This window comes from Tumidithrix helvetica PCC 7403 (assembly GCF_965232925.1).
GTDB lineage: Bacteria > Cyanobacteriota > Cyanobacteriia > Pseudanabaenales > Pseudanabaenaceae > Tumidithrix > Tumidithrix helvetica.
Genome location: NZ_CBDDRA010000014.1, coordinates 13,322 through 36,532, shown reverse-complemented (window position 1 = coordinate 36,532; position 23,211 = coordinate 13,322). Strand labels below are relative to the sequence as shown.

28 protein-coding genes are annotated in these 23,211 nt (G+C 46.5%); 7 read left to right on the top strand and 21 right to left on the bottom strand.

Annotation, left to right across the window (positions count from 1 at the left end):
• Positions 1-367: 367 nt before the first annotated feature.
• The 21 genes from modB to cysE form a co-directional block, all read right to left on the bottom strand.
• Positions 368-2,341, bottom strand: a complete 1,974-nt coding sequence (gene modB / locus ACP2WE_RS14005) for a molybdate ABC transporter permease subunit (protein ID WP_425216166.1) — start codon at positions 2,339-2,341, stop codon at positions 368-370.
• Complete coding sequence (modA, locus tag ACP2WE_RS14000; RefSeq protein ID WP_425216165.1) at positions 2,322-3,128, bottom strand: molybdate ABC transporter substrate-binding protein; 807 nt, start codon at positions 3,126-3,128, stop codon at positions 2,322-2,324. Before modA ends, modB begins: the two co-directional genes overlap by 20 nt.
• A 51-nt stretch (positions 3,129-3,179) precedes the next feature.
• Complete coding sequence (locus tag ACP2WE_RS13995) at positions 3,180-3,389, bottom strand: TOBE domain-containing protein (RefSeq protein ID WP_425216164.1); 210 nt, start codon at positions 3,387-3,389, stop codon at positions 3,180-3,182.
• Between the two features lie 101 nt (positions 3,390-3,490).
• Complete coding sequence (locus ACP2WE_RS13990; protein WP_425216163.1) at positions 3,491-4,129, bottom strand: class I SAM-dependent methyltransferase; 639 nt, start codon at positions 4,127-4,129, stop codon at positions 3,491-3,493.
• 163 nt (positions 4,130-4,292) lie between these two features.
• A complete protein-coding gene (locus tag ACP2WE_RS13985) occupies positions 4,293-4,919 on the bottom strand; it encodes a CBS domain-containing protein (protein ID WP_425216162.1) in 627 nt (208 codons plus the stop codon).
• A gap of 417 nt (positions 4,920-5,336) precedes the next feature.
• Positions 5,337-5,597 (bottom strand): hypothetical protein, encoded by a 261-nt coding sequence (locus ACP2WE_RS13980; protein ID WP_425216161.1) that lies wholly within the window; start codon positions 5,595-5,597, stop codon positions 5,337-5,339.
• A 3-nt stretch (positions 5,598-5,600) separates the two neighbouring features.
• The gene (locus tag ACP2WE_RS13975; protein ID WP_425216160.1) at positions 5,601-5,936 is read right to left on the bottom strand and encodes a hypothetical protein; all 336 of its coding nucleotides are present in this window, start codon (positions 5,934-5,936) and stop codon (positions 5,601-5,603) included.
• 235 nt (positions 5,937-6,171) lie between these two features.
• Complete coding sequence (locus ACP2WE_RS13970; RefSeq protein WP_425216159.1) at positions 6,172-6,582, bottom strand: ArsC/Spx/MgsR family protein; 411 nt, start codon at positions 6,580-6,582, stop codon at positions 6,172-6,174.
• Between the two features lie 25 nt (positions 6,583-6,607).
• A complete protein-coding gene (locus ACP2WE_RS13965; RefSeq protein WP_425216261.1) occupies positions 6,608-7,228 on the bottom strand; it encodes a cysteine dioxygenase family protein in 621 nt (206 codons plus the stop codon).
• A 37-nt stretch (positions 7,229-7,265) separates the two neighbouring features.
• Positions 7,266-7,562, bottom strand: a complete 297-nt coding sequence (gene fdxB, locus ACP2WE_RS13960) for a ferredoxin III, nif-specific (RefSeq protein WP_425216158.1) — start codon at positions 7,560-7,562, stop codon at positions 7,266-7,268.
• 69 nt (positions 7,563-7,631) lie between these two features.
• A complete protein-coding gene (locus ACP2WE_RS13955) occupies positions 7,632-7,907 on the bottom strand; it encodes a FeoA family protein (protein ID WP_425216157.1) in 276 nt (91 codons plus the stop codon).
• A 13-nt stretch (positions 7,908-7,920) separates the two neighbouring features.
• Positions 7,921-8,220 carry a 2Fe-2S iron-sulfur cluster-binding protein gene (locus ACP2WE_RS13950; RefSeq protein ID WP_425216156.1) on the bottom strand — a complete coding sequence of 100 codons (300 nt, stop codon included), beginning with the start codon at positions 8,218-8,220 and terminating at the stop codon, positions 7,921-7,923.
• Between the two features lie 99 nt (positions 8,221-8,319).
• Complete coding sequence (locus ACP2WE_RS13945) at positions 8,320-8,685, bottom strand: iron-sulfur cluster assembly accessory protein (protein WP_425216155.1); 366 nt, start codon at positions 8,683-8,685, stop codon at positions 8,320-8,322.
• Positions 8,686-8,718: 33 nt separating this feature from the next.
• On the bottom strand, positions 8,719-9,576 hold the full coding sequence (locus ACP2WE_RS13940) for a HesA/MoeB/ThiF family protein (protein ID WP_425216154.1): 858 nt from the start codon (positions 9,574-9,576) through the stop codon (positions 8,719-8,721).
• Positions 9,576-9,911, bottom strand: a complete 336-nt coding sequence (gene nifW, locus ACP2WE_RS13935; RefSeq protein ID WP_425216153.1) for a nitrogenase-stabilizing/protective protein NifW — start codon at positions 9,909-9,911, stop codon at positions 9,576-9,578. Before nifW ends, ACP2WE_RS13940 begins: the two co-directional genes overlap by 1 nt.
• 1 nt (position 9,912) lies before the next feature.
• The gene (locus ACP2WE_RS13930; protein WP_425216152.1) at positions 9,913-10,152 is read right to left on the bottom strand and encodes a CCE_0567 family metalloprotein; all 240 of its coding nucleotides are present in this window, start codon (positions 10,150-10,152) and stop codon (positions 9,913-9,915) included.
• A 56-nt stretch (positions 10,153-10,208) separates the two neighbouring features.
• Entirely contained in the window at positions 10,209-10,706 is a 498-nt protein-coding gene (locus ACP2WE_RS13925) for a NifX-associated nitrogen fixation protein (RefSeq protein WP_425216151.1), read from the bottom strand.
• Between the two features lie 146 nt (positions 10,707-10,852).
• Positions 10,853-11,254 carry a nitrogen fixation protein NifX gene (nifX, locus tag ACP2WE_RS13920; RefSeq protein ID WP_425216150.1) on the bottom strand — a complete coding sequence of 134 codons (402 nt, stop codon included), beginning with the start codon at positions 11,252-11,254 and terminating at the stop codon, positions 10,853-10,855.
• A gap of 30 nt (positions 11,255-11,284) precedes the next feature.
• The gene (locus ACP2WE_RS13915; protein WP_425216149.1) at positions 11,285-14,062 is read right to left on the bottom strand and encodes a bifunctional nitrogenase iron-molybdenum cofactor biosynthesis protein NifEN; all 2,778 of its coding nucleotides are present in this window, start codon (positions 14,060-14,062) and stop codon (positions 11,285-11,287) included.
• An 82-nt stretch (positions 14,063-14,144) separates the two neighbouring features.
• Entirely contained in the window at positions 14,145-14,444 is a 300-nt protein-coding gene (locus tag ACP2WE_RS13910; RefSeq protein WP_425216148.1) for a Mo-dependent nitrogenase C-terminal domain-containing protein, read from the bottom strand.
• Positions 14,445-14,624: 180 nt separating this feature from the next.
• Positions 14,625-15,473, bottom strand: coding sequence for a serine O-acetyltransferase (gene cysE / locus ACP2WE_RS13905; protein WP_425216147.1), 849 nt, complete (start codon positions 15,471-15,473; stop codon positions 14,625-14,627).
• Between the two features lie 977 nt (positions 15,474-16,450).
• Between cysE and nifB the strand changes: the two genes are divergently transcribed.
• From nifB to nifD, 7 genes are all read left to right on the top strand, one after another.
• On the top strand, positions 16,451-17,923 hold the full coding sequence (gene nifB / locus ACP2WE_RS13900) for a nitrogenase cofactor biosynthesis protein NifB (RefSeq protein ID WP_425216146.1): 1,473 nt from the start codon (positions 16,451-16,453) through the stop codon (positions 17,921-17,923).
• Positions 17,924-17,925: 2 nt separating this feature from the next.
• A complete protein-coding gene (locus ACP2WE_RS13895) occupies positions 17,926-18,114 on the top strand; it encodes a hypothetical protein (RefSeq protein ID WP_425216145.1) in 189 nt (62 codons plus the stop codon).
• Positions 18,098-18,232 carry a hypothetical protein gene (locus ACP2WE_RS13890; protein ID WP_425216144.1) on the top strand — a complete coding sequence of 45 codons (135 nt, stop codon included), beginning with the start codon at positions 18,098-18,100 and terminating at the stop codon, positions 18,230-18,232. The genes ACP2WE_RS13895 and ACP2WE_RS13890 overlap by 17 nt, the downstream gene beginning before the upstream one ends.
• Positions 18,229-19,434: a cysteine desulfurase NifS gene (nifS, locus tag ACP2WE_RS13885; protein WP_425216143.1), complete on the top strand. Its 1,206-nt coding sequence runs from the start codon at positions 18,229-18,231 to the stop codon at positions 19,432-19,434. Before ACP2WE_RS13890 ends, nifS begins: the two co-directional genes overlap by 4 nt.
• 108 nt (positions 19,435-19,542) lie before the next feature.
• Positions 19,543-20,427 carry a Fe-S cluster assembly protein NifU gene (gene nifU, locus ACP2WE_RS13880; protein WP_425216142.1) on the top strand — a complete coding sequence of 295 codons (885 nt, stop codon included), beginning with the start codon at positions 19,543-19,545 and terminating at the stop codon, positions 20,425-20,427.
• Positions 20,428-20,649: 222 nt separating this feature from the next.
• Entirely contained in the window at positions 20,650-21,561 is a 912-nt protein-coding gene (gene nifH / locus ACP2WE_RS13875; RefSeq protein ID WP_425216141.1) for a nitrogenase iron protein, read from the top strand.
• Between the two features lie 86 nt (positions 21,562-21,647).
• A complete protein-coding gene (gene nifD, locus ACP2WE_RS13870; protein WP_425216140.1) occupies positions 21,648-23,156 on the top strand; it encodes a nitrogenase molybdenum-iron protein alpha chain in 1,509 nt (502 codons plus the stop codon).
• The last annotated feature ends 55 nt before the right edge of the window (positions 23,157-23,211 follow it).

Below are 23,211 nucleotides of genomic sequence, written 5' to 3'. Positions count from 1 at the left end.
TCATCCTAAATTCCTAGATCTTTGCTCCTACGGCACTATTGCTTACTAATTTTGTCCGAAGTATTGAGAGAATCAGGGCAGGCATAGAGGCACTGCTGCATAGAATTGTAGGGGCAATTCATGAATTGCCCCTACACACAAATCAAATAGGATTGCTATACATAACTCCGTACTTCTTCGTTCTAGCGCTAAATTTGTGGATAAATGGCATGGCTGCATTCACGGCCTCATCATAGGTTCTTGCCACAAAAAAGAAGCGGGATAGCATCAGGTTCTCAGAACCACTGGCGTTTAGGGCGCGATATTTCGCAATGGTGGCGAAGGGATGTTCGCTACAACTCCTATGAGTTCAGGTTAAATCAGGTTCTTAGACCAAAAATAATTTGTCAGGATCGAGATAAACGAGCCAAGGTTGAGGATATTGGTTGAGAACTTCCCACTTTTCCTTAAATACTTCTGCTTGTAGGTGATAGTCCCAATCATGGCTTGGAGGAGTATTTAATTTAATATACAAAGTCATGCGGAAAGGCGTTTCGGTTATACGAACTAGCCAGCAGGGAATGGCATTTTGCGAATGAAATTGTAATTGAGAAGCTTCTATCGGCTCAATTGTTGTAGATTTTTGCAAGTCTTCTTCACAATTTAGCTCTTCATAGATCGATGAATTTGTCATAGCACTCAATCCATGATTATTGAGAATGTTCGCAACATTTTTGCTCGAACTTTCTAAGAAAGCAATGTGATGGGCTCGAATTCCTACATGGGTGGTTAAATGTGATGCAGCATAGTTGACCTGCAAGATACATCCCCAATCTAGAGCTTCCACTACTTGAGGCGCGATCGCAGAAATGAGAGAAAAGTTTTTACAGCCCGTGAGTCGAGCCGTCTCCACATTAGCAGGGCGATCGAAAACAGCCGATTTCTCGCCATAGCTCACGATCTGCCCTCGATCTAGGATGAGCAGGTTTTCACAAATGCGATAGGCTTCCTCAATGTTATGGGTGACAAACAGGGTGATTCCCGTATAGGTACTGAGAGCTGAGATCAGTTCCCGTTCCATTTGGCTGCGCAGGTGCGTATCGAGTGCCGAAAAGGGCTCGTCTAAAAGCAGGATATCGGGTTGGCTGATCAGAGCCCTTGCCAAGGCAACCCGCTGTTGTTGACCGCCCGATAGCTGATCGGGGTAGCGATCGCCAAATCCTTGAAGTTCGATGTTTTGCAGTTGGTCGGCAACCTTTTGCCGAATCTGCGATCGCGAAAGTTTTTTGGGCAAACCGAAAGCGATATTTTGGGCAACGGTAAGGTGAGGGAAAAGCGCGTAGTTTTGAAACAGGAAACCTACGGAGCGATCGCGGCTGGGCAGATGAATTCCCCGCTGCGCATCAAATAAGACCTTACCATTGAGAATAATTCTGCCAGTTGTGGGCTTTTCCATGCCAGCAATGCAGCGCAACAGCATACTCTTACCCGTGCCTGAAGCTCCTAAAATGCCGATTGAGCGATCTGTGCAGTGCAATTTTACTTGTAAAACAAACTCAGGCAGGAGTTTCTCAATCTCGATTCGCAATCCCTGTTGGCGATCGGAAATTGGCAATTCGTGATTGGGAACAAACTCTTTCCTTTTTCCTTTTTCTGTTTGTCTTAACAATTGATGGGCATAACTTTCAGACTTGTGCTTACGGGCAATTGTCCAGAGATGTGCGCCTGCGATCGCTGAGAAGGAAATCGATAGAATCACGGCTGTCCAGAGCCAAGCCTCTTGGGTTGCGCCTGCTTCCACCGCTGCATAGATAGCCAGAGGAATCGTGGTGGTTTGTCCTGGGATATTGCCCGCCAGCATTAACGTCGCACCAAATTCTCCTAAGCCTCTGGCAAATGCGAGGGTTGCGCCTGCCAAAATGCCTGGAAATGCTAAAGGTAAGGCAATTTGCCAGAAAACGCGAAACTCAGAAGCGCCCAAGGTTTTGGCAGCACGGAGCAAATTTCCATCCACCTGCTCAAAGGCTGCTTGCGCGGTCTTATACATGAGTGGAAAGGTCACAACTACCGCCGCCAACACGCCAGCATACCAAGTAAAAATAAGATTGACATGAAAGATTTGCAGAAACTTCCCCAGCCAGCCATTTTGTCCGAGTAACTGTAACAGCAGAAAGCCCACGACTGTGGGGGGTAAAACGAGGGGTGCAAGGAATAAACTATCGAGTACCGACTTCCATTTGCCGCGATATTCTAACAACCCATAGGCAGCCGTAATTCCCAAAAAGAATGTGAAAAAGGTTGCAGTTGCCGCAACCTTTAGCGATATCCAAAATGGCGAAAAATCAAAGGGTACTGAATCCATACTTTTCAAATATATGCTTCGCTAGAGCGCTGGATAGAAACTCTAGATAAGATTTGGCGCTGGGTTGATTGGGGCTTTTTTGCAGAACCGCGATCGGATAGACAATAGGTTTGTGAAGTTTGGCTTCGATAGTTTGCACGACTTTAACTTTTGTCGAAGTTTTAGCATCTGTAGCATAGACGATTCCTGCTTGAGCGTTGCCAGATTCCACAAATTGCAGCACTTGGCGCACGTTATTCCCCAAGACAAATTTTGACTCTACAGATTGCCAAATCTCTAGTTTCTTTAAAGCTTGTTCGGCATATTGACCTGCGGGAACGCTACGGGGATCGCCGATCGCAATCCGTTCGATATTTGCATTGGTTAAATCTTTTAAATCGCTAGCATCATTTTTATTCGCAGGCACGATCAACACGAGGCGATTGGATAGTAGATCGCGGCGCGTATTGGTAAGGATGAGATTGCTTTTTTGGAGTTCGTCCATCTGCTTGGCGGCAGCGGAAATAAAGACATCGACGGGCGCCCCGTTCGCGATCTGTTGTAGTAGATCGCCCGAACTTCCAAAATTCGTGCGGACGGCAACGTTGGATTTTGATGTGCTATAGAGAGGATTAATTTCCCCTAGGGCTTCCTTTAGACTAGCGGCAGCGGAGACAGTTAACTGTACGTTCTTTGCCTCAGGTGGTGTTGTTTTATCGCTCGTTGGCGCGGTGAAATTACAAGCAGCGATCGCAAATAGAGTAAAGACAACCAAACCAATAAACGTGAGAAGTTTTTTCTTACTCATGGGAAACCCTCAGGGAATTATTTTCTAGCGAAATTCAAGTCTAGGCGATCGCTAATCGGTGGCTACAATCACATCAGATGCCTTGATTACAACATAGGCTTCTTTTCCTTCTTCCAGTTCAAGGGCTTCAGCCGAGGATTTTGTGATAGTCGATATTACATTGATGCCTGGCGCAATTTCAACGGATATTTCAGCACTGACTGCGCCAATTTTGACTTTCTTGATCGCACCCTTAAAAGAATTACGCGCGCTAATTTTCATAGATTTTCTTTCCCGTTCCTTTTTTGATAAAACGATAATGATTGCAAAAACTATATGCTATACAAGCATATAGTTTTTGAGTTATATAAGAGTATTGGAGGTTACTTTTTACAAGCTACGATGTGAAAAATGTGCCAGTGTCTTGGTTCGCCGAGAGGGGTTTGACCGGGATGTTCTTCTTCTTCAAAATGTTCCACATCAAAGGGCTGGAGCAATGACTCTACTTGCGCTCTAGAGAAATGGGTCATATTTGGATAAACGGTTGCCCATGAGTCGCGATCGCCAAATAGTTGACCGCAAAATCGCCCTCCATAGCGCAGTGAAGCTGTAATTTCTTTCCACAGATTGGGAAAATCTTGCGGCGGACAAAAAGGGAGTGCGAAACTGGAGTTGATTAAATCGACCGACTTTGGTAGAGCCAGTGACTCAAACTGCATCACCATCGATTCCAACAGCAGGGGATTGAAATCATTCCGATCTCGTAGTTTTGCGATCGCTGCTTCATTCCCGTCAATCGCTAAGACTTGCCATCCCCTCCTCACCAATTCCACGGTATCGCGTCCATCGCCGCAACCCAGATCCACTGCAAGGCGAGGCATTTGCGGTGACATCTCCTCATCAAATAATGCCAGTGCTTTCAGTAAAGTTTCGCGAGGTGGACGACCTGCGATCGCCTGATAATAGGCAGACCAGTCGCGAGAAAATCTACTGGTTTCGGGAAAGTTGAGCATCGGTTTCATGAGGTTTCTATGGAAATGGACAGAAACAAATTCGATTCTGGTTTCGATTTTGATTCCAATTTTGATAATTGTGGGATATAAAGGCTAAAGCCATATTTTGTATTAGTTTTAGCCTTTAGCGTATCTACAAAGTCATACAGATCGACGCTTTACGGTTTCATGACTAACTAACGAGTTGTCCAGTGCCAAGAACTTGGAAGATTTTAGGATTTTCGTCACAGTAGATCTGGAATGCTGTTTTGTCAGGGACATCTGCGCCACTTTGATAGATCATTTCTGCTTCGATATCTTCGACCAACGCCCAAGCAGCAGCGCATTCCTTCGATACAATTCCAGGACCTGCACAAACGGATCTTGCTTCGGCGATCGCGCGTGCGAGTTCGTTGCGAGCGACCACGACTTTGGGCTTCTCTAAAAAGTCACCCTTGTTGAGAATATCGCTTAAAGAGACAACTCCAAGGATACCTTCTCGAATCACAGGAGCCACATGGATGCCTGTGTTCGCAAATAAACGAGCGATATATTCTACACCCAGATCGGGATTGACCGAAATACAGGGCTTGGTCATGATTTCATAAACGTGCATTGCGGCTGGGTCTTTGCCATAGGCAACCACCTTATAGACAATATCTGCTTGCGTCACAATTCCATAGGCATCATCTGACGAACGAATGTCTACGATCAGCGTGCGAATTTTCTTCAGCCTCATCAGTTTGATCGCTTCTGCCACAGTTGCAGAACCGCGTACGATCGCGACATCCTGAGACATAATCTCAAATGCTTTTAGCATAAAAGCTCACCTTTGTTGACGACGTTATTTAGCTTAATTCTTATCAGAGAGCTTTTGTTATTTTTACTACATTTCTTAACTTTATTTTGTATTCAATGTAGCAATTTATTATAAAAATTTATCTGCGTTGAAATCCTTTGAAAATAAGGATTTAAGTCATTATTTCTATATAATATAGAGTTATTGTATCCATGACTTTATAAAAATTGAATCATTTTTTTGCATGACAAAACGAGCTTTAAAAAACCATAATTTCAAGTTTGATAATTAAAATTAGCTGTTTGTTAAAGCTATTAAATGAGCGATCGCAGAAATCCTGTTTGAATTGCATGTAGGGACAATTCATGAATTACGCCTACATGCAATTCTAGGCAGATAAGAATGGCTTGCGAATCATCTGGAATGCGATATCAAGTCTTAACTTGATGTCCGATCGGGGTATAACCCTAGTTGCTTTGATAATTCTCTGGCGACGTGAATCAAAAACTTCGCAGCATCTTGATTATCATGATGAGCGTAATAGGTGGCTGCCTGAACCATCATTTTGACGAGTCCTTCATCGAGAAGATCGCTATGGAGATCGAGAAGTTCGGGTTCGCTGCCATTGGGGCATTGAAATAACTTGTCAATCAAAGCAGCATAGAGATCGTGGCGTTGTTCTTGTGTTTGTGCGGTCATGGTTTAGTCCTCATCCCGAGCGGGAAAATATTCTTCTAAATTCCAGAGATTGCGCCGATTTTCGATTGTCCAGTTGCGAGACTCAGGGGTTAACTGGGCCCAAATCCGATCGATCGGAATATAGGGAGACTCATACTGATACTTTTTACCGATCGCACTAAGGTTTTGGGCAACGCCAATGGGAATACCAAGGGCTTGCCAATCGACATCGACTTTTCGATTGGGTAATCCTCCTATTGGGTCAAAGATTAGCTGTGCGAGGCGAACTAGATCGGCAAAATGACCCGCATTCAGCCCAGTTAGCTTTTGAATATGAATTGCCTTATTGTCATCTATCATTCTCTACTTCCACCTCAATTTCAAAATCACCTATGGGAATAGGGTCACTGCCCATCAGCACTAAAGCTGTCTTCTCATGGAATGGCTCGGATGTAACTTCTTTTTCCTTAGTACGAGTAGCAACAGGATTAAACTAGTCGCATAAAGACTGCTTTTATGTTCGATCGTCCAATTGCGAGTTGCTGGGACTAACTGTTCCCAAATCGTGTCAATGGGAATATAGGGGGAGTCATAATTACCTACCGCTACGCGGGCAGGTTTCTAGATCCAACTCTTTTATGTTTCCATTGGCGGCTGTGAGTCCCAGCCAAGCATCGATCTTGGCTAAATTAAATCCGACAGTATAGCGATCGCCCACTTGAATCAGAGGTCGGCGAATCAAAATTGGGTTCTTGACCATCAAGGCTAAAGAAGTCTGTTCGTCAAGTTTTTCGGGCACGATCTCTCCTTCTCTAATTAGAGGAGCAGTCCGATTAAACCATTCCCATTGCGGGCGATCTTTGAGAAATTGGTATAAACTTTCGGGACTCCAAGATTCAGTCAAGAGATTCCGTGCTTCTACAACATGCCCCGATGCCTGCAAGAGCGCTTTTTGCTTCGTATTGTTGATGCAACCAGGTTTCTCATAAAAAATAATTTTTGCCATACCCCTATCAACTCCGTCAACCAAACTAAAAGGGCTTTGCTGTGTGATGTGTCACATCGAAAATAAATCGCGATCGCGGTTGGGTATCACCATACAGTGTGAAGCTAAATGCAGGGGCATCGCCAATGGCAGTCACTTGATGAATGGCATTGGGCATAAAACTAATAATCTCCCCTGCACTCAGCACCTTTTCGCCTACGACCTCGATTTTATGGGGAAATTGAGGATCGGGCACGCGTTGCCAGAATGTATGCTTTTCCTGTCCCATGAGAACAGCCACAACTCCCCAAGTGCCGTGGTTGTGAATGTTTGAAGAAACTCCGGGTGCAAATGCTGCCGTTTGCACGGTGAGAGGATAGCCAATCTCATCGTAGAGAGTGCGAGTTCCTATGCCTGTTTTAGAACAGGGTTTGGGATATTGGGTATGTAGCCAATAGGAATTAATCGTTAATTGCCTGACGCGCATCCGAATTTGGGGTAAATAATCCCATTCGTCGGCTTCATTGGGAACATTCCGCAGCAAAGTGATAATCTCGGTCAGGAACTCGTGGAAATAGTATTTGTCCCTGATTAAGTCCCATTCTCTACAGGTGGGACGAGATTCGCAATGCCCGTCGTCGGTGACGATCCAATCTTTGCCGCTCATACGCTGGAAAGAGATGCTAATCATAATCGGAATTTCTTTAGGCGATCGCCAGCGCTTTATGGGTATAACAGTTCTTGGGGCAAACCCGCGAACAAGCTTCACAACCAATACAGTTTGCCGCATTGGCGATCGTCATCACTTTCTTCTCAATTTCATCCTCATCTTCATCATCCACAAATTCTCCATCTTCATTCACACCTTTAAGACCGAGCACATTGCGTCCGCAGACTTTAAAACAACGGGCACAACCGATGCATTTATGCTGGTCGATCGCTTGTACGAAGTTGGGAAGCCATTCTTTGCCCCCAAAGGTTAATCCAGTTAATGTAGCCATGGATAGTACTCCTTTTTAAGTATTTTGGGTGTTGGGTGTTTTGAGCCAAGAGCTTGAATTCCCAGCTAACTACCCTGCCATGCGGGTATTGTGAACATTGAGTAGGCGAATTTGAATAGAACGAGCGATCGCATCGCTCAGCGTTAAGTAGTTTGTGCCCACTTGAATCGCAACTTTGGGAAATCGCTTGGCAATGGTAACTTTTGCCCCCAAGACTACGCCTGCACGCTCTAACTGATGTAGGGTGCGATCGTTTACTTTGTTGAGGGAGGTGACAACGCCAGATTCACCAACTTGCAGTAGCGAAAGGGAAGAACTAGAAACTGTAAATCCTTGCATAGACATGGGGGAATTACTCCTAAACAAGGTAGGCTTCTTGATGGGTGCGAATCGTGCAGTCGGAACGTGGGTAAGCCACGCAAAGGAGCACGAAACCTTTTTCTATTTGTTCGTCATCTAAAAAATTCTGGTCTGACTGATCGACTGTGCCCGCATCCAGTTTGCCAACACAACTCGAACAAGATCCTGCATTGCAGGAAGAAGGTAGTTCTAGCCCCGCATCCTCTGCGGCGGAAAGAATCGTTGTTTCCTCGTCAATGGGGATAGTAATATCGATCTGCCTCTTTTTGTTGAACAGTCGCACATTGTATGTCGCCATAATTGAAATCTCCTCGTAAAATCTCCGAAATAATGAAATGATTTAGATCCACTCCTGTAGGGGCAATTCATGAATTGCCCCTACAGGCTGCGAATCGTGTTAACTGCAAGGTACGGCAGCGGGGGTACAATCTCCAGCTTGGAAAGACTGCCCACAACCACAGGAACCCGTAGCATTGGGGTTTTCAAACTTAAAGCCACTCTCGATCAAGCCGTCCACGTAATCGACCACAACGCCATCGAGCAAAGGAGCGCTTTGGCGATCGATATACACGCGTACTTTCCCAAGCTGTTCCACAATATCGTCAGGATTTTGGCTGTTCGTGATATCCAACGTGTACTGATAGCCGCTACAGCCGCCATCCTTAACGCCAAGACGAATGCCTTTTTCTGTTGTGCGATCGGCGGAACCTTTAAGGAAAGCCCGTAAGCGTAATTCGGCTTTTTCGGTAAGGATAATAGACATAGAAATCTCCTTGGGTTTAATAGTTCAGTAGTATCAAGTGGTCCGTATGGGTGTGGGTACTTTTGCAAAGGAATGGATTCGCTGGCTAGTTACGCCCTCGACTGTTGAAGCTGACTTTGAGACTGGCGACCTTTTTTTTTCACCACCTCCACAAACAGGGCAATTCGGATCGTGATAGGTATTGTGTTTGGCAAATTCCAAACGACCTAGATCCATCGTCAACAGTTGCGAAAGTAATGGTGGACGAAAACCTGTAAGAAACTTAATCGCTTCTAGGGCAGTCAAACAGGCTAGGGTTCCCGACACAGCACCGAGAACACCAAAACCCCGCCGATCCCAATCTGGTTTTTCGGGAAACAAACAAGAAAGGCATCCAGTTTCATGGGGAACGATCGTGGTGAGATAGGCTTCCATATCGTTCATAGCGGATTCGACCATGGGACGATGCCAACGCACGCAGGCGGCATTCAGCAGATCGCGCTCGGTGAAATTGTGGGCGCAGTCGAGGGCAATATCTGACGACTTGACCAGGGCATCAACGTTATCGGCTGTAATGTAGTCCAAAACAGCTTCTATTTCCACATCGGGGTTAATGCTCCGCAAGGTTTCTTGTGCTTTCAACACGCGGGGCTGACCTACCCAATCGTCAGTCATCAGCACTTGGCGATTCATGTCATCGAGACGTAACTCACCCCCACGGACTAGAATTAGTTTTCCAATTCCAGCAACAGCAAGATAGAGTGCGGCTGTGCCACCCAAGCCCCCCACACCCGTTACTAAGACGGTGGCGGACTTGAGTTTCTTTTGTGCTTCTTCGCCAAAGTTAGGCAACATCATCTGACGACGATAACGCTCTAACTCTATTGAGGACAGTGTGGGGAATAGAGACATTACACTTCCTCCTCTCCTGTATCGTTGCCAATATCGCCTAGCAGAACAACGTTGTGGGGCTTTTGGTGAAAGACTTTAAACAGTTTTTGTTCGATCGCATTAGAAGTCTGCAAAGTAGCATAGGATTCCTCTAAAGCTTGGCGATAGTAGACTAATTTCTGCTCCTCGCTGGCTTCGGGATACTCAGCATTGATTTCTTGCAAGGACTGCGAGAACTTTTTGAGAATATGCAAGCGATTGATATTCACAACTTGCGGATCGTAGGGCAGCTCGAAAAAATCGAAATACTGTTCCGCATCGGTCAATTTCTGGAATTGGCTAAGGGTAGCAACCATATCAGTGACTCCGATTTTCTTCTAGGATTTTGAGTTGTTTTTTCATTTCGTCAATCTGGCGAAAGATTTCATAGGTCTGAGCGGCAACGTCCATCAACTTTTCATAGTCAGTGGGCAACCCTTCCGCCAAATCATGCAGATCCATTTTCATTTGACCTGCCTTGCTGTTTAACCGCTTAATCTGAGTTTTGAGTTCGTCAATGCCACGGTTAGCGATCGCTGTATCTGTCCCTTGCGCCATACTTATATTCCCTCGATTATTCCCTCGATTATTCCCTCGACGATCGGCTTAGATGTTTATGCTTTGGCAACTTCAGGGAAGTTTGTGGCAAACTCAACGCCTTTCTGGGCGAGTTTCTCACCTTCTTCTCCTAACTTTTCGAGCGAATCAAAGCCAAAGCGCTGAGCATCTCGAAGGGTACGAGCCACAACCAGTAGGCGACCGCAAAAAATCAGCGACCAGCCAAATCCTTCGTGACTGAGATCGACAACCACTTGGCAAAGATAACCAGACTCCTGTTCGATGCGGAGTGCGATCGCGCGATAAAAGGCAAAAATTCTCGACTTAGTAATCGGATCGACATCGCCATCTACTGAGATTTTGCGCTTTTGCTGTTTGGTGAGAATAAAGGGCTTGAGCAGCAGTTCGTCTGACCAGTTGCGGTATGTGCCATAGGGGTCGTTAACGCGGATTTGCTGAACCAAACCTTTTAAGAATGGACTATTCTTAATCACTTCAGAAGCATTTTCTGTATTAGCCTCGGTTGTGGAAGTCAATGTACTTGTTGCGGTCATGGAATTCTCCTTGTTCTATTATTTTTAAGTTGGGGTTGAGAAGTTTCTATGTATGAGCTTCTCTGAGTTTTAGATCCTCCCCCAGTCACCCTTTTTAAAGATGATTGAGGGGGATCGAGGATTGATTTGTAATGAACTAGAACTTCTCAACCACTCTCTAGTTCGTCAAAATCGTGGGATGGCTGCTGTAAGGCTTTCCTCAACCAAGGGGGAGGATTGCCTCTCAGGGTTTGCACCAATTTACCCAGTACCTCAGCGATTTCATCGTCTTCTGACTTCGCTTTTACGGGGGTGATCCGCTTGCGAATCAGACGGGCAGCAGCACTGCCCCCGATCGCTGAAACATAGACAATGGTGCAATCAGACAAGGCTTCGATCTTAGGAACTAACTTGTCCTCATTGCCATCTTCCTTCAAATCTCCGTTAAAGGAGATTGTATTCAGGAATTGATAGCCTTCGGGTGAGACATCATAGACATCAATCTCTTTTGCCCAACCAAAGTGAGCATTTATATGGACGCGATCGCTTGTAGTAAAAGCAACTTTCATAACGGTTCTCCTGACAATTCTCCTTGAAGTTCAAGGTTCGGATCCCACGGACTTCGGGTAGGGGGGATCGACACCTTTAAATATAGGCTGGGGATGATTTGACTCCTCCTCTTCTAAAAACAGATTCCCGAGAGCAAAGAGTAAATCCATCGTGCCGCGATAACCGATCGTGCAGCGATGACCGTTCCCTAAACGATCCAAAACAGGGAAGCCCAATCGGTGCAACGGAATTCCTAATTTCTTGGAAACTCGTTTGCCGTTGGAATTGGTAATAAGCAGATCGGAATCTCTAGCGAGGTTCTCAAAATCTTCGAGATCGCCAATCGTTACTTCAGGTATGGGTAATTTTTCTAACAAGGGCGATCGCGTTGTCGTGACTGCCGCTTGTACTTCTGATCCCATTTCTGACAGCCACCAAGCGACGCTGTAGAGCAGATCGGGTTCTAGGGCAAGGGAAATCCGCTTGCGACCAAAATAGAAGTGGGTATCCAACATCGCATCTTGGAGTTGTTGGCGTTGATAGCGATACTTTTCGGGTACGGCAAACCCACTAATCAGAGATAGTTGTTGCATGAGGCGATCGGTTGCGCCTAAACCCGTGAGGCGATCGAAGACTTGGAAGTCCGTACCAAAGCGCTCTTGCAAAATAGTTGCGGCTGTGCGCATGCTCTCACCCAAAGCTAGGGTAAATGCGGATTTGCCAACACTGCGAAGCTGCTCGAGGCTGGTTCCACCTGTGGTAATGGGACTGTAGATCTCGCTCAGATGGCCATCCAACGAGCTAGAGAGATCGGGAATGAAAATGGGAAACAGGCAGAATGTCTGGAGTAATTCCTTGAGTTCTTGCACATCGCCAGGGGCAAGGGCAGAACTTGCTAATACGGTGACTTGCTGCGGATCTTTCGTTCCTGCTTGGGGTAGCGATCGCACGATACTCTCAATGGCAGCGGCATAGCCATCCTGTAGCGACCCTTTAAAATCGGGCGTGGAGGCATAGGCGATCGGAAGGGCATCGAGTTCGGGATGCTTTTGGCGGAAGGTTCTGAGAATGCCTTCCATATCATCTCCTCGCGTTTCGGTTAAGCCCGTCGTACAAAGTCCAACGATCTCAGGCTTGACCTTTTCCACAAGCGTGAGAAGTGCTTGTTCGATATTGTCTTCGCCACCCAGAATCGTGGTGACTTCGGTCATTGCCGTGGTCGAGAGCGGAATCGATTCGCGGAAATGGCGCACGAGTTGCACCTTGGCAAATGCCGTACATCCCTGCGAACCATGCATTAAAGGCATCGCTCCTTTTAATCCCAGAAAAGCGAGGGATGCGCCGAGGGGTTGGCTTTGCTTGAGCGGATTGACGGCTACGGATTTCTTGGGTGTGACGATCTGCGTTTGGGCTTGCTCTGTATCGCTATCTAATAAAAGCGAGGTGTTGAAAGCTGTTGGATCTTCCCAAGGAGCGGGTTGGCGGACTTGCTTCCAAATGGGGCTATACAGCGCTTCTTCGAGTTCTCTGGCAATCTCGATCATCCCGACATAGCCCGCATAGGGATGATGCCGCTCTTGGTTGATATCGAGAAATGGAATTCTTGCCTTGAGGGCGGTGTACTGGTTGCGACCACCCGCGATCAGCATATCTGCTTTGGTTTTGGCGATCGTCTTGAGTAGTTCTTGGGCATTGCCTTTTTCCATCATAATGCCATCGGCACTCAGCAAGGCACGAATACGGGCTTTATCTTCTTCCGTACTTTTCTTGGTGCTGGTGGCAACCACTTCCATGCCCAAATCTTTGGCAGCGGAAATAATCGACCAGCTTTTGACACCACCCGTGTAAAGGACAACGCGCTTGCCCTTGAGCCGATCGCGATAGGGGGTAAGTTCGCGATCTAGATTCGCGGTTTCTTCAGCAATTAATTTTTCTACCCGCTCTTGTAGGTCGCGATCGCCTAACTTCTCGGCAATATGTCGCAGACATTGATTCATATCGGCAATCCCATAAAAAGATTCTTCCACATAGGGAATGCCGTATTTCTCTTCCATTTTGCGGGCAACGTTGATCAGTGCTTTAGAGCAGATCAGCACGTTGAGCTTAGCGCGGTGAGCGGTGCAAACTTCTTGATAGGTGGCATCGCCTGTAATTTTTGCCAAGACGCGAATGCCGAGCTTCTCAAATAGGGGTAAAACACTCCACATTTCCCCTGCAATATTGTATTCGCCAATTAGATTGATGTCGTAGGGCGTTGTATATTCTGGTTCCGCTGTCCCAATTACATATTCAAGCAAGGATTCGCCACCGATGCGATTGCCGAGATTTTTGGTTCCTGCAAAACCGGGGGAATTTACGGGGACGACGGGAATTCCAATTTTTTCTGCTGCCTTTTGACAAACTGCACCCAGATCGTCACCAATTAGCGCTGTGACGCAGGTGGCATAGACAAACACGGCAGCAGGCTTGTATCGTTCCTGTACTTCTAAAATCGCCTTGTAGAGCTTTTTCTCGCCACCAAAGATAATATCGTTCTCGGTTAAGTCTGTGGTAAAGCCAGTTTTGTAGAGGGTAGATCCTGAAGAGAGGCTACCGCGACCACCCCAAGAGTTTCCTGCACAGGCGATCGGAGCGTGCACCAAATGGGCGACATCGGTAATTGGTACAAGCGCGATCGACGCACCATCAAAGGCACAGCCTCCTTGAGCAGCTCCCGGTTGAGCCTGTTGTTGGCAAGCTTTATTCTTTTTTTGCCCATCTTTGTGGTGGTTGTGCTCGCAGGCAGTCTCCGTGAGGAGTTCGTTAATTTTTCCTTGCGTGAGTTTCATGGCGCAAATGGGGGTGGAGGTGGGTTAGAAAGCAAGTGCAAAATTTAACCAAGGTAGAGAACGATGTTCCCTAACAGGCATTTCATTGGGGTAACTCAGACAAGAAGTTTGAAGCACGGAAGCGCAAGCCACTCACCTCTTCAAATAGAGGATTGATTTTACAAAGAGGAGGAATGTGGTAAGTCTTTCCAAAGGCTGTAATATCGCGTTCAAAGGGACAACTAGCAGGAATCAAATGGCAGATCAGGTTAGCGAATCTACGATCGCGAATTTCGATGCGATCGAGCCATTGGCGCAAAGGCAAGAAAATATCAATAGCAGGCAGCTTTTTCTGACCGAAAAGCGAATAAGAAAATCTGTGCGGATAAGCGGTATTTGTCATGGCAGCATCAATTCCTTGGAGGTTATTTGGGTTTGTGAGAGTTTTGGGAATCGTCGTCGTTCAGCATGCGACTGAGCATATAGTCCTGAACGTAGGTGTAAACTAAAACGAGGCAGCCAACAACTAAAGTTTCAGACATGATCTTTTCCTCAAGAGATAATATGGATAAGGATTGTAGGATTAGGATGGGTGCTGGGTAACGTTGCCAATCTCCTCACTCTTTGGATTTGAATCTTTTGGGAAGCCTGACTCTAAACGCTTAGATGCTAAAAGCTGCTGCTCCAATCGCTCGATTCGCGCTAGCAAAGTCTGTAAAACCGTGGCTTCGGTGTCGGGTAGCTGTCCGTGCTCTAAAGGCAACTCTGGCTCCTTTGAGCGGCAAATGCGACCAGGAATGCCAACTACGGTGCAATGGGCAGGGACGTCTCGCAGTACGATAGAGCCAGCCCCAACCCGCGCATAGTCGCCAATGTGGATGTTGCCGAGTACTTTAGCCCCCGCTCCTACGATCGCGTGTTTGCCGATGGTAGGGTGACGCTTACCCGTTTCCTTACCCGTACCACCGAGGGTGACACCTTGGTAAAGCAAGGCATAGTCTCCAACGATCGCGGTTTCCCCAATTACAACGCCCATACCGTGATCGATAAAGACCCCTTTCCCAATCGTGGCACCTGGGTGGATTTCGATGCCCGTAAAAAATCGGGCACAATGGGAAATCAGACGCGGCAGCAGGGGAAGGTTGAATTGATGTAACCAGTGAGCGACGCGATGGATCGTGAGGGCGTGCAAGCCGGGGTAGCAACATAGCACTTCTGACCAGTGACGAGCGGCGGGGTCGCGATCGAAGATAATGCGGAAATCCGCGATCGCAATCTCTAAACCCTCTATTGCCCGTGGAAATACCTGTGGAAACTTGGGAAGCTGCCAAGACGATTGTGCTGGCAGGAAGCTGAAATATGGTGGAAGGTTACATTCCTTACCAATTTCGTGGGCATCCAATGTGTTTAGGCAAGAGAAGGGTTGCAGCATTACCGTTTGGTGTGAAATGCGAGGTTCTATGTTCCTGCTTATATCAGGTGCTGTAAAACCTACGGAAATGAATGCCGCTGATAAGATTTATTAGAATAATTAGGAATGTACTCAGCATTCTTAAGCCTGATGGCTCAAGGCTTCCACTTTTTCTTTGGTATAGGGGTACTAGTATTTTTGAGAGGGGGTACTAGTATTTAAGGGAATAGGGATGGGTATTTTTACAGGCTTGCGGGCGCATTTGTACTCAAGTAAAAGATGCTACAGGCTAGCATTGGCAAGAACTTCAGCAAAAAGCATTACGAAAACTCAAAAAGTACTCATAGATAGGGACAAATGAGTAATTTGGTTTTAGCAAAGCAACTTCTGTATTAATAGATACGGTTCCATATTCTACTGTACTTGGTAAGAAAATTCAAGGGATAAAGTTCAAATTTTGATTTTTATATCTGTATATATAGATACGATTAGTATCGCTTTAGCCATGAAAGAAAGCAACTCATGACAATTATTAAAAAGATTCGATCGTTTCGCTACAAATTATCGAAGGAATGATAATTTGGATACAAAATTAATTGTCTAGAAGCAAGGGTGTGCGCACCGTTTAAACCAAAGCTAGACCTTACTTACAGCCATTCTTTTATATGTTTTTACGAGAATTGGCAAATTTTTTGAGTACTCAGAAAAACACTCAAAATTAGTACTCAAAGTTTACCTCAATAGATTGCTAGTTATAGGTTTGTCATGAGTACAGACAAATCTGTACCCCTACCCCATAAATACTCAACCCCTCGCGGAAAAATACTCGCACCCCTATCCCAAAAATATTTTTAGATCGAGACAGAGTCAGGGTTAGTGGTTCTGAGTACATTCTTAATTACTCTAATAAATCTTATCGCGATCGCTTACCCAAGCTGTTTGAAGGTGGCTGCTATAAAGTTCGTGTTGACCGCAGTCCACCATTCTAGGAAGCCTCAATGACACCACCAACAGCCGCCCTCACTTCGTCCCCTGTTGAGAATAAGATTGCAACGACTTCAGCCAAATCAAAATCAGAAAGCTGTGGTTGTAGTAGTACCAAGAGTTCCAAAAATTCTTCCAAAAGCGCTCTTAGCGAAAGTATGCAAGAGCGGATTGCTAAGCATCCTTGCTATAGCGAAGATGCCCACCATCACTACGCTCGGATGCACGTTGCTGTAGCTCCCGCTTGCAACATTCAGTGTAATTACTGCAATCGTAAATATGACTGTGCCAACGAAAGCCGACCTGGTGTAGTGAGCGAATTACTCACACCTGAAGAAGCTGCCCATAAAGTAATGGTGATTGGCGGCAAAATTCCCCAGATGACCGTCTTGGGAATTGCAGGCCCCGGCGATCCTTTAGCGAATCCTGAAAAGACCTTCCGCACTTTTGAACTGATTGCGGAACAAGCTCCCGATATTAAGCTTTGTCTTTCCACAAATGGATTGATGCTTCCCGAGTATGTCGATCGCATCAAAAAGTTAAATATCGATCACGTTACGATTACGATTAACATGGTCGATCCTGAAATTGGAACCAAGATTTATCCTTGGATTCGTTACAACCGCAAGCGCTACACAGGAATAGAAGCCTCTCAAATCCTGCATCAGCGTCAAATGGAAAGCTTAGATTTGCTCAGAGAAGCGGATATTCTTTGCAAAGTGAATTCCGTCATGATTCCTGGTATTAACGACGAGCATTTAGTGGAAGTCGGTCGCGTGATTCGCGAGAAAGGAGCATTCCTTCACAACATTATGCCTCTCATCTCGGCTCCCGAACATGGTACTCACTTCGGCTTGACGGGACAACGTGGTCCCAATCCTAAGGAGTTGAAAAAACTTCAGGATAGCTGCGCTGAAGGCAACATGAAGATGATGCGCCACTGCCGTCAATGCCGCGCTGATGCGGTTGGTTTACTCGGTGAAGATCGTTCCCAAGAGTTTACCAAAGATAAGTTCATGGAAATGGCTCCCACCTACGATCTGGAAACTCGTCAAGTAGTTCACGCTGGTATCGATCTATTACAAGCAGAATTGCAAGAGAAGAAAGCCAAGGTAATCAACATCCAAAAAGCGATCGCCACACCCAAGATTCTCGTAGCCGTAACCACCAAGGGCAGCGGCATCGTCAACCAACACTTTGGTCATGCTAAAGAGTTCCAAATCTACGAAGTCGATGCCAACGAAGTGAAGTTTGTGGGACATCGCAAGATCGACCAGTATTGCCAAAGCGGTTATGGCGAAGAAGCCACCCTAGATGAAATCATTGGCGCAATCTCCGATTGCAAGGCGGTACTGACTGCCAAGGTTGGTAACTGCCCTCAAGAGAGTCTTCGCAAAGCAGGCATCGAACCTGTTGAAGCATACGATGCGATCGATACAGTGGCAAAGGAGTTTTACGCAAAATTTCTACAACAGCAAGGAGTCTAGCCATGCTTTACATTCCTGAAGATCAATGTGTCTCCTGGGAAGTTTGCCGCTCTCATTGTCCCAAGGGAGCCTTTCAGCAAAATGCCAATGGACGTTATTGGATCGACCATAACCTTTGTAATAGCTGCCTTCATGCCAAATTCTCTAAACTTTTACAGCAGCAGGAGTCCAGCCATGTCCTACATGCTTGAGTATCAAGTCATCCCTTGGGAAAAATGGTTCTCTCTCCACGATCGCCGAGTGGCAGATTTGAAGAAGGCAATATGGGCAAACCTAACCAACCAAAGATTTAAGGAAGTAATTGTATGAGTGCCGACATAATTTATCTGGATAACAACGCCACGACAAGGATCGATCCCGATGTTGTAGAAGCTATGCTTCCTTACCTCACCACCTACTATGGCAATCCTTCAAGTATGCACACCTTCGGTGGTCGAGTCGGCAAAGCTATTCAAACTGCGCGATCGCAAGTTGCCGAACTCCTCGGTGCCGAACCCTCAGAAATTATCTTCACCAGTTGCGGATCGGAAGGAAACAATACTGCAATTCGTGCGGCTCTTGCGGCTCAAAGCGATCGCAAGCATGTAATTACCACCCAAGTGGAACATGCCTGTGTAATGAATGTTTGCAAGCAGCTAGAAAAGCAGGGATACACCGTTACCTATCTCTCTGTCGATCGCAAAGGACAGATCGATTTATCGGAACTGGAAGCAGCGCTCACTGGCAATACAGCATTAGTAACCACGATGTATGCTAACAATGAGACAGGCACAATCTTCCCAATCGAGCAAATTGGTTCCCTCGCCAAGGAATATGGTGCGACTTTCCATGTTGATGCCGTGCAAGCGGTGGGCAAAATCCCCCTAAACCTAAAGAACAGCACCATCGATCTGTTGACGCTCTCTGGACATAAACTCCATGCTCCTAAAGGCATTGGTGCATTATATGTCCGCCGTGGCTACCGCTTCCGTCCCTTTATCTTGGGTGGACATCAGGAACGTGGACGTAGAGCAGGAACCGAGAACGTCGCTAGCATTGTTGGTCTGGGTAAAGCAGCGGAATTAGAGCTACTCCATTTGCCCAATGCCGTTAAACATGAACAAAAATTGCGCGATCGCTTAGAAAAGTTTCTCCTATCCATAATCCCCAACTGTGAGGTGAATGGCGACCCCAAAAATCGCCTCCCGAATACTACTAACATCGGGTTTAAGTACATTGAAGGTGAAGCGATTCTGCTTTCTCTCGATCGCTATGGGGTTTGTGCTTCCTCGGGTTCTGCCTGTACATCAGGTTCCCTAGAGCCATCCCATGTCCTACGGGCAATGGGACTACCCTACACGATCCTTCACGGCTCCATTCGCTTTAGCCTCTCTCGTTACACCACGGATGCCGAGATCGATCGCGTCCTAGAAATCATGCCTGGTATCATCGACCGTCTGCGCGCTCTATCTCCCTTTAATAGTGATGATGCAGGTTGGCTGCAGGAAAGAGGAGAAGCGCTAACAGTTTAGAAATTCATCGCAGTTGATAGTTGACAGTTGACAACTATCGGTCGAGAACTCGCAATTATCAACTGTCAACTCAGTAACGATTAACTGTCACCTAACCGAGTAACTACTATGTGGGACTACACCGAAAAAGTATTAGACCTCTTCCACAATCCTAAAAACCAAGGTGCGATAGAAGTCACTGAAGAGCAAGATATTGCTGTCGTATTTGGCGAAGTAGGCAGTATTGCCTGCGGAGACGCACTAAGATTACATCTTAAGATTAACGTTCCTGCCGATCAAATCCTTGATGCCCGCTTTCAAACCTTTGGTTGCACCAGCGCGATCGCTTCTTCTTCGGCATTGACGGAAATGATTAAGGGACTGACCTTAGATCAAGCGCTCAAGGTATCGAATAAGGATATCGCAGAGTACCTAGGTGGCTTACCCGAAGCCAAAATGCACTGTTCCGTGATGGGACAAGAAGCCCTAGAAGCAGCAATCTACAAGTATCGTGGTATCGAAGTCGAACATCACGAGGAAGATGAAGGCGCTCTCCTTTGTACCTGCTTTGGAGTCAGCGATAACCGCGTTCGTCGCATTGTGATTGAGAATAATCTCACCACCGTCGAAGAAGTCACCAACTATATCAAAGCAGGTGGCTCCTGTGGTTCCTGTCTCGCAGGAATTGAGGACATCATTGCCGCAGTCGAGAAGGATAAGGAAGCCACAACCGCTAGGGTCGAAGCCGAGTTGACTCGGATTCAGCAGACCACCCGAGGCTTAACCACAGTTCAAAAAGTGACAAAGATTCAAGAAGTCTTAGACGAAGTCCGTCCGATGTTAGTTGCTGACGGCGGTGATGTGGAACTGTTTGACATTGATGGCGATATCGTCAAAGTCATCCTCAAAGGTGCTTGCAGTTCCTGTTCTGGCAGTACCGCCACCCTCAAGGATGCGATCGAAGTGAGATTGCGCGATCGCGTTCTGTCTACCCTCACCGTCGAAGCCATCTAAGCAGGTAATCACTGATTGCTAACAGCTTTTCCAAAACCCAAATTCATGAAAATCCAAATGTCTCTTGATTTGATTTTCGCTTTCCCGAATGTCGAACGCTCTCCTCCTGTGTGATGAAAGCGATCGCCTCAGAGATTGAGAAAGAACTTCCTTAAATTTTTTCTCAAGAGTTCAACCTCCAACCCACCATACATTTTTGATTTAACAAAGGAAAAACCAACCATGACTCAAACTAGACAAATTGCTTTCTATGGCAAAGGCGGTATCGGTAAATCCACAACTTCTCAAAACACGATCGCAGGTTTAGCTGACCTCAGCGCTGGCGAACGTATCATGATTGTAGGTTGCGACCCTAAAGCTGACTCTACTCGCTTGATGCTGCACAGTAAAGCTCAAACCACCGTTCTTCACCTTGCTGCCGAACGTGGTGCAGTGGAAGATGTGGAACTTGATGAAGTTCTACTCAGAGGCTACAAAGGTGTGAAGTGCGTAGAATCAGGTGGTCCCGAACCAGGGGTCGGCTGCGCTGGACGTGGCATCATCACCGCCATTAACTTCCTAGAAGAAAATGGAGCCTATGAAGACCTCGATTTTGTTAGCTATGATGTATTAGGCGACGTAGTTTGCGGCGGTTTCGCCATGCCAATTCGCGAAGGCAAAGCCCAAGAAATCTACATCGTCACCTCTGGTGAAATGATGGCAATGTACGCGGCGAACAACATCGCTCGCGGTATTCTCAAGTACGCTCACTCTGGTGGCGTGCGTTTAGGTGGTTTGATCTGCAACAGCCGTAAGTGCGATCGGGAACTTGAGTTGATCGAAACTCTTGCCCAACGCTTGAACACGCAAATGATTCACTTTGTACCTCGCGACAATGTGGTTCAACATGCGGAATTACGTCGCATGACCGTGATTGAGTACGCACCCAATCATCCTCAAGCCCAAGAGTATCGCACGCTTGCGAGCAAGATCTACAACAATACCAACCTTACCATTCCTACACCTATCACTATGGACGAGTTGGAAGAGCTACTGGTTGAATTCGGCATCCTTGGCGATGACAAGGAATTCGAGCATCTCGTCGGTAAGACTGCGGATGAAATACCCGTAGAAGAACTCGTTCTCGCTAAATAACTTGTAATCTGGGTGGGCAAAGCCCACCCTTCCAGCTCATCTTTTCCTTTTTCCTTTCTATTCTTTTACCCCATGAGAGGCTAAACATGACACCTCCAGAATCTGCTACATTAACCCAAGAAACCGCCACACCAGTAAATGCGATCGCTGAGACCAAAGAACTGATCAAAGAAGTTCTAGAAGCATATCCCGACAAAGCGAAGAAAAAACGGGAAAAGCATCTGAATGTTTATGAAGAGGGCAAATCTGATTGTGGTGTCAAATCCAATATCAAATCTGTCCCCGGCTCGATGACCACCCGTGGCTGTGCCTATGCTGGCTCAAAAGGTGTGGTTTGGGGACCAATCAAAGACATGATTCACCTCAGTCACGGGCCCGTTGGTTGCGGTTATTACTCCTGGTCAGGTCGCCGTAACTACTATATCGGCACAACTGGGATTGACTCCTTCGGCACGATGCAGTTCACCTCCGACTTCCAAGAACGCGATATCGTCTTCGGTGGTGACAAAAAACTCTTGAAACTGATTACCGAATTAGACGAACTCTTTCCTCTCAATCGTGGTGTTTCGATTCAATCGGAATGTCCGATCGGTTTGATCGGTGATGATATTGAAGCAGTAGCCAAAAAAGCTGCCAAAGAAATTGGCAAAACCGTTGTTCCCGTTCGCTGCGAAGGATTTCGCGGCGTATCCCAATCCCTCGGTCACCACATCGCCAACGATGCCGTGCGGGACTGGGTTTTCCCTCAGTATGACAAGAATAAAAAAGCTGGCAACGTGCCAGATAGTACTGCCTATGATGTCGCAATTATCGGTGACTACAACATTGGTGGAGATGCATGGTCGAGTCGGATCTTGCTAGAAGAAATTGGTCTGCGTGTGGTTGCCCAGTGGTCTGGTGACGGTACGCTGAATGAGATGATCAACACCCCTTCAGTGAAGCTCAATCTCGTACACTGTTATCGTTCCATGAACTATATCAGCCGCCACATGGAAGAAGCTTACGGGATTCCCTGGCTAGAATATAACTTCTTTGGTCCTACCCAAATCGCCGCATCCTTGCGAGAAATCGCTTCAAAATTTGATGCCACGATTCAGGCAAAGGCAGAAGAAGTAATTGCCAAGTATCAAGAACAAACCGATGCCGTACTGGCTAAATTCCGTTCTCGCTTAGAAGGTAAAACTGTTGCGCTGATGGTCGGCGGTCTACGTCCCCGCCACGTCGTTCCTGCATTCCACGATCTAGGCATGAAACTGATCGGTACGGGTTACGAATTCGGTCACAATGACGATTACAAACGTACTACTCATTATGTTGAGAATGGCACGCTGATCTATGATGACGTTTCTGCCTACGAATTTGAAGAGTTTGTCAAAGAGCTGAAGCCCGACCTCATTGCATCAGGTATTAAAGAGAAGTATGTATTCCAGAAAATGGCACTTCCCTTCCGTCAGATGCACTCTTGGGATTATTCAGGTCCCTACCATGGTTATGATGGCTTTGCTATCTTTGCCCGTGACATGGACTTGGCATTAAACAGCCCCACATGGAGCTTGATCGGCGCTCCCTGGACAAAAGCTGAAGTTGCTGCTTAAGATGACGAGTTTCGGCTTCGCTCAACGCTCGACTTACCTTTAGGGTGAGCGAAGC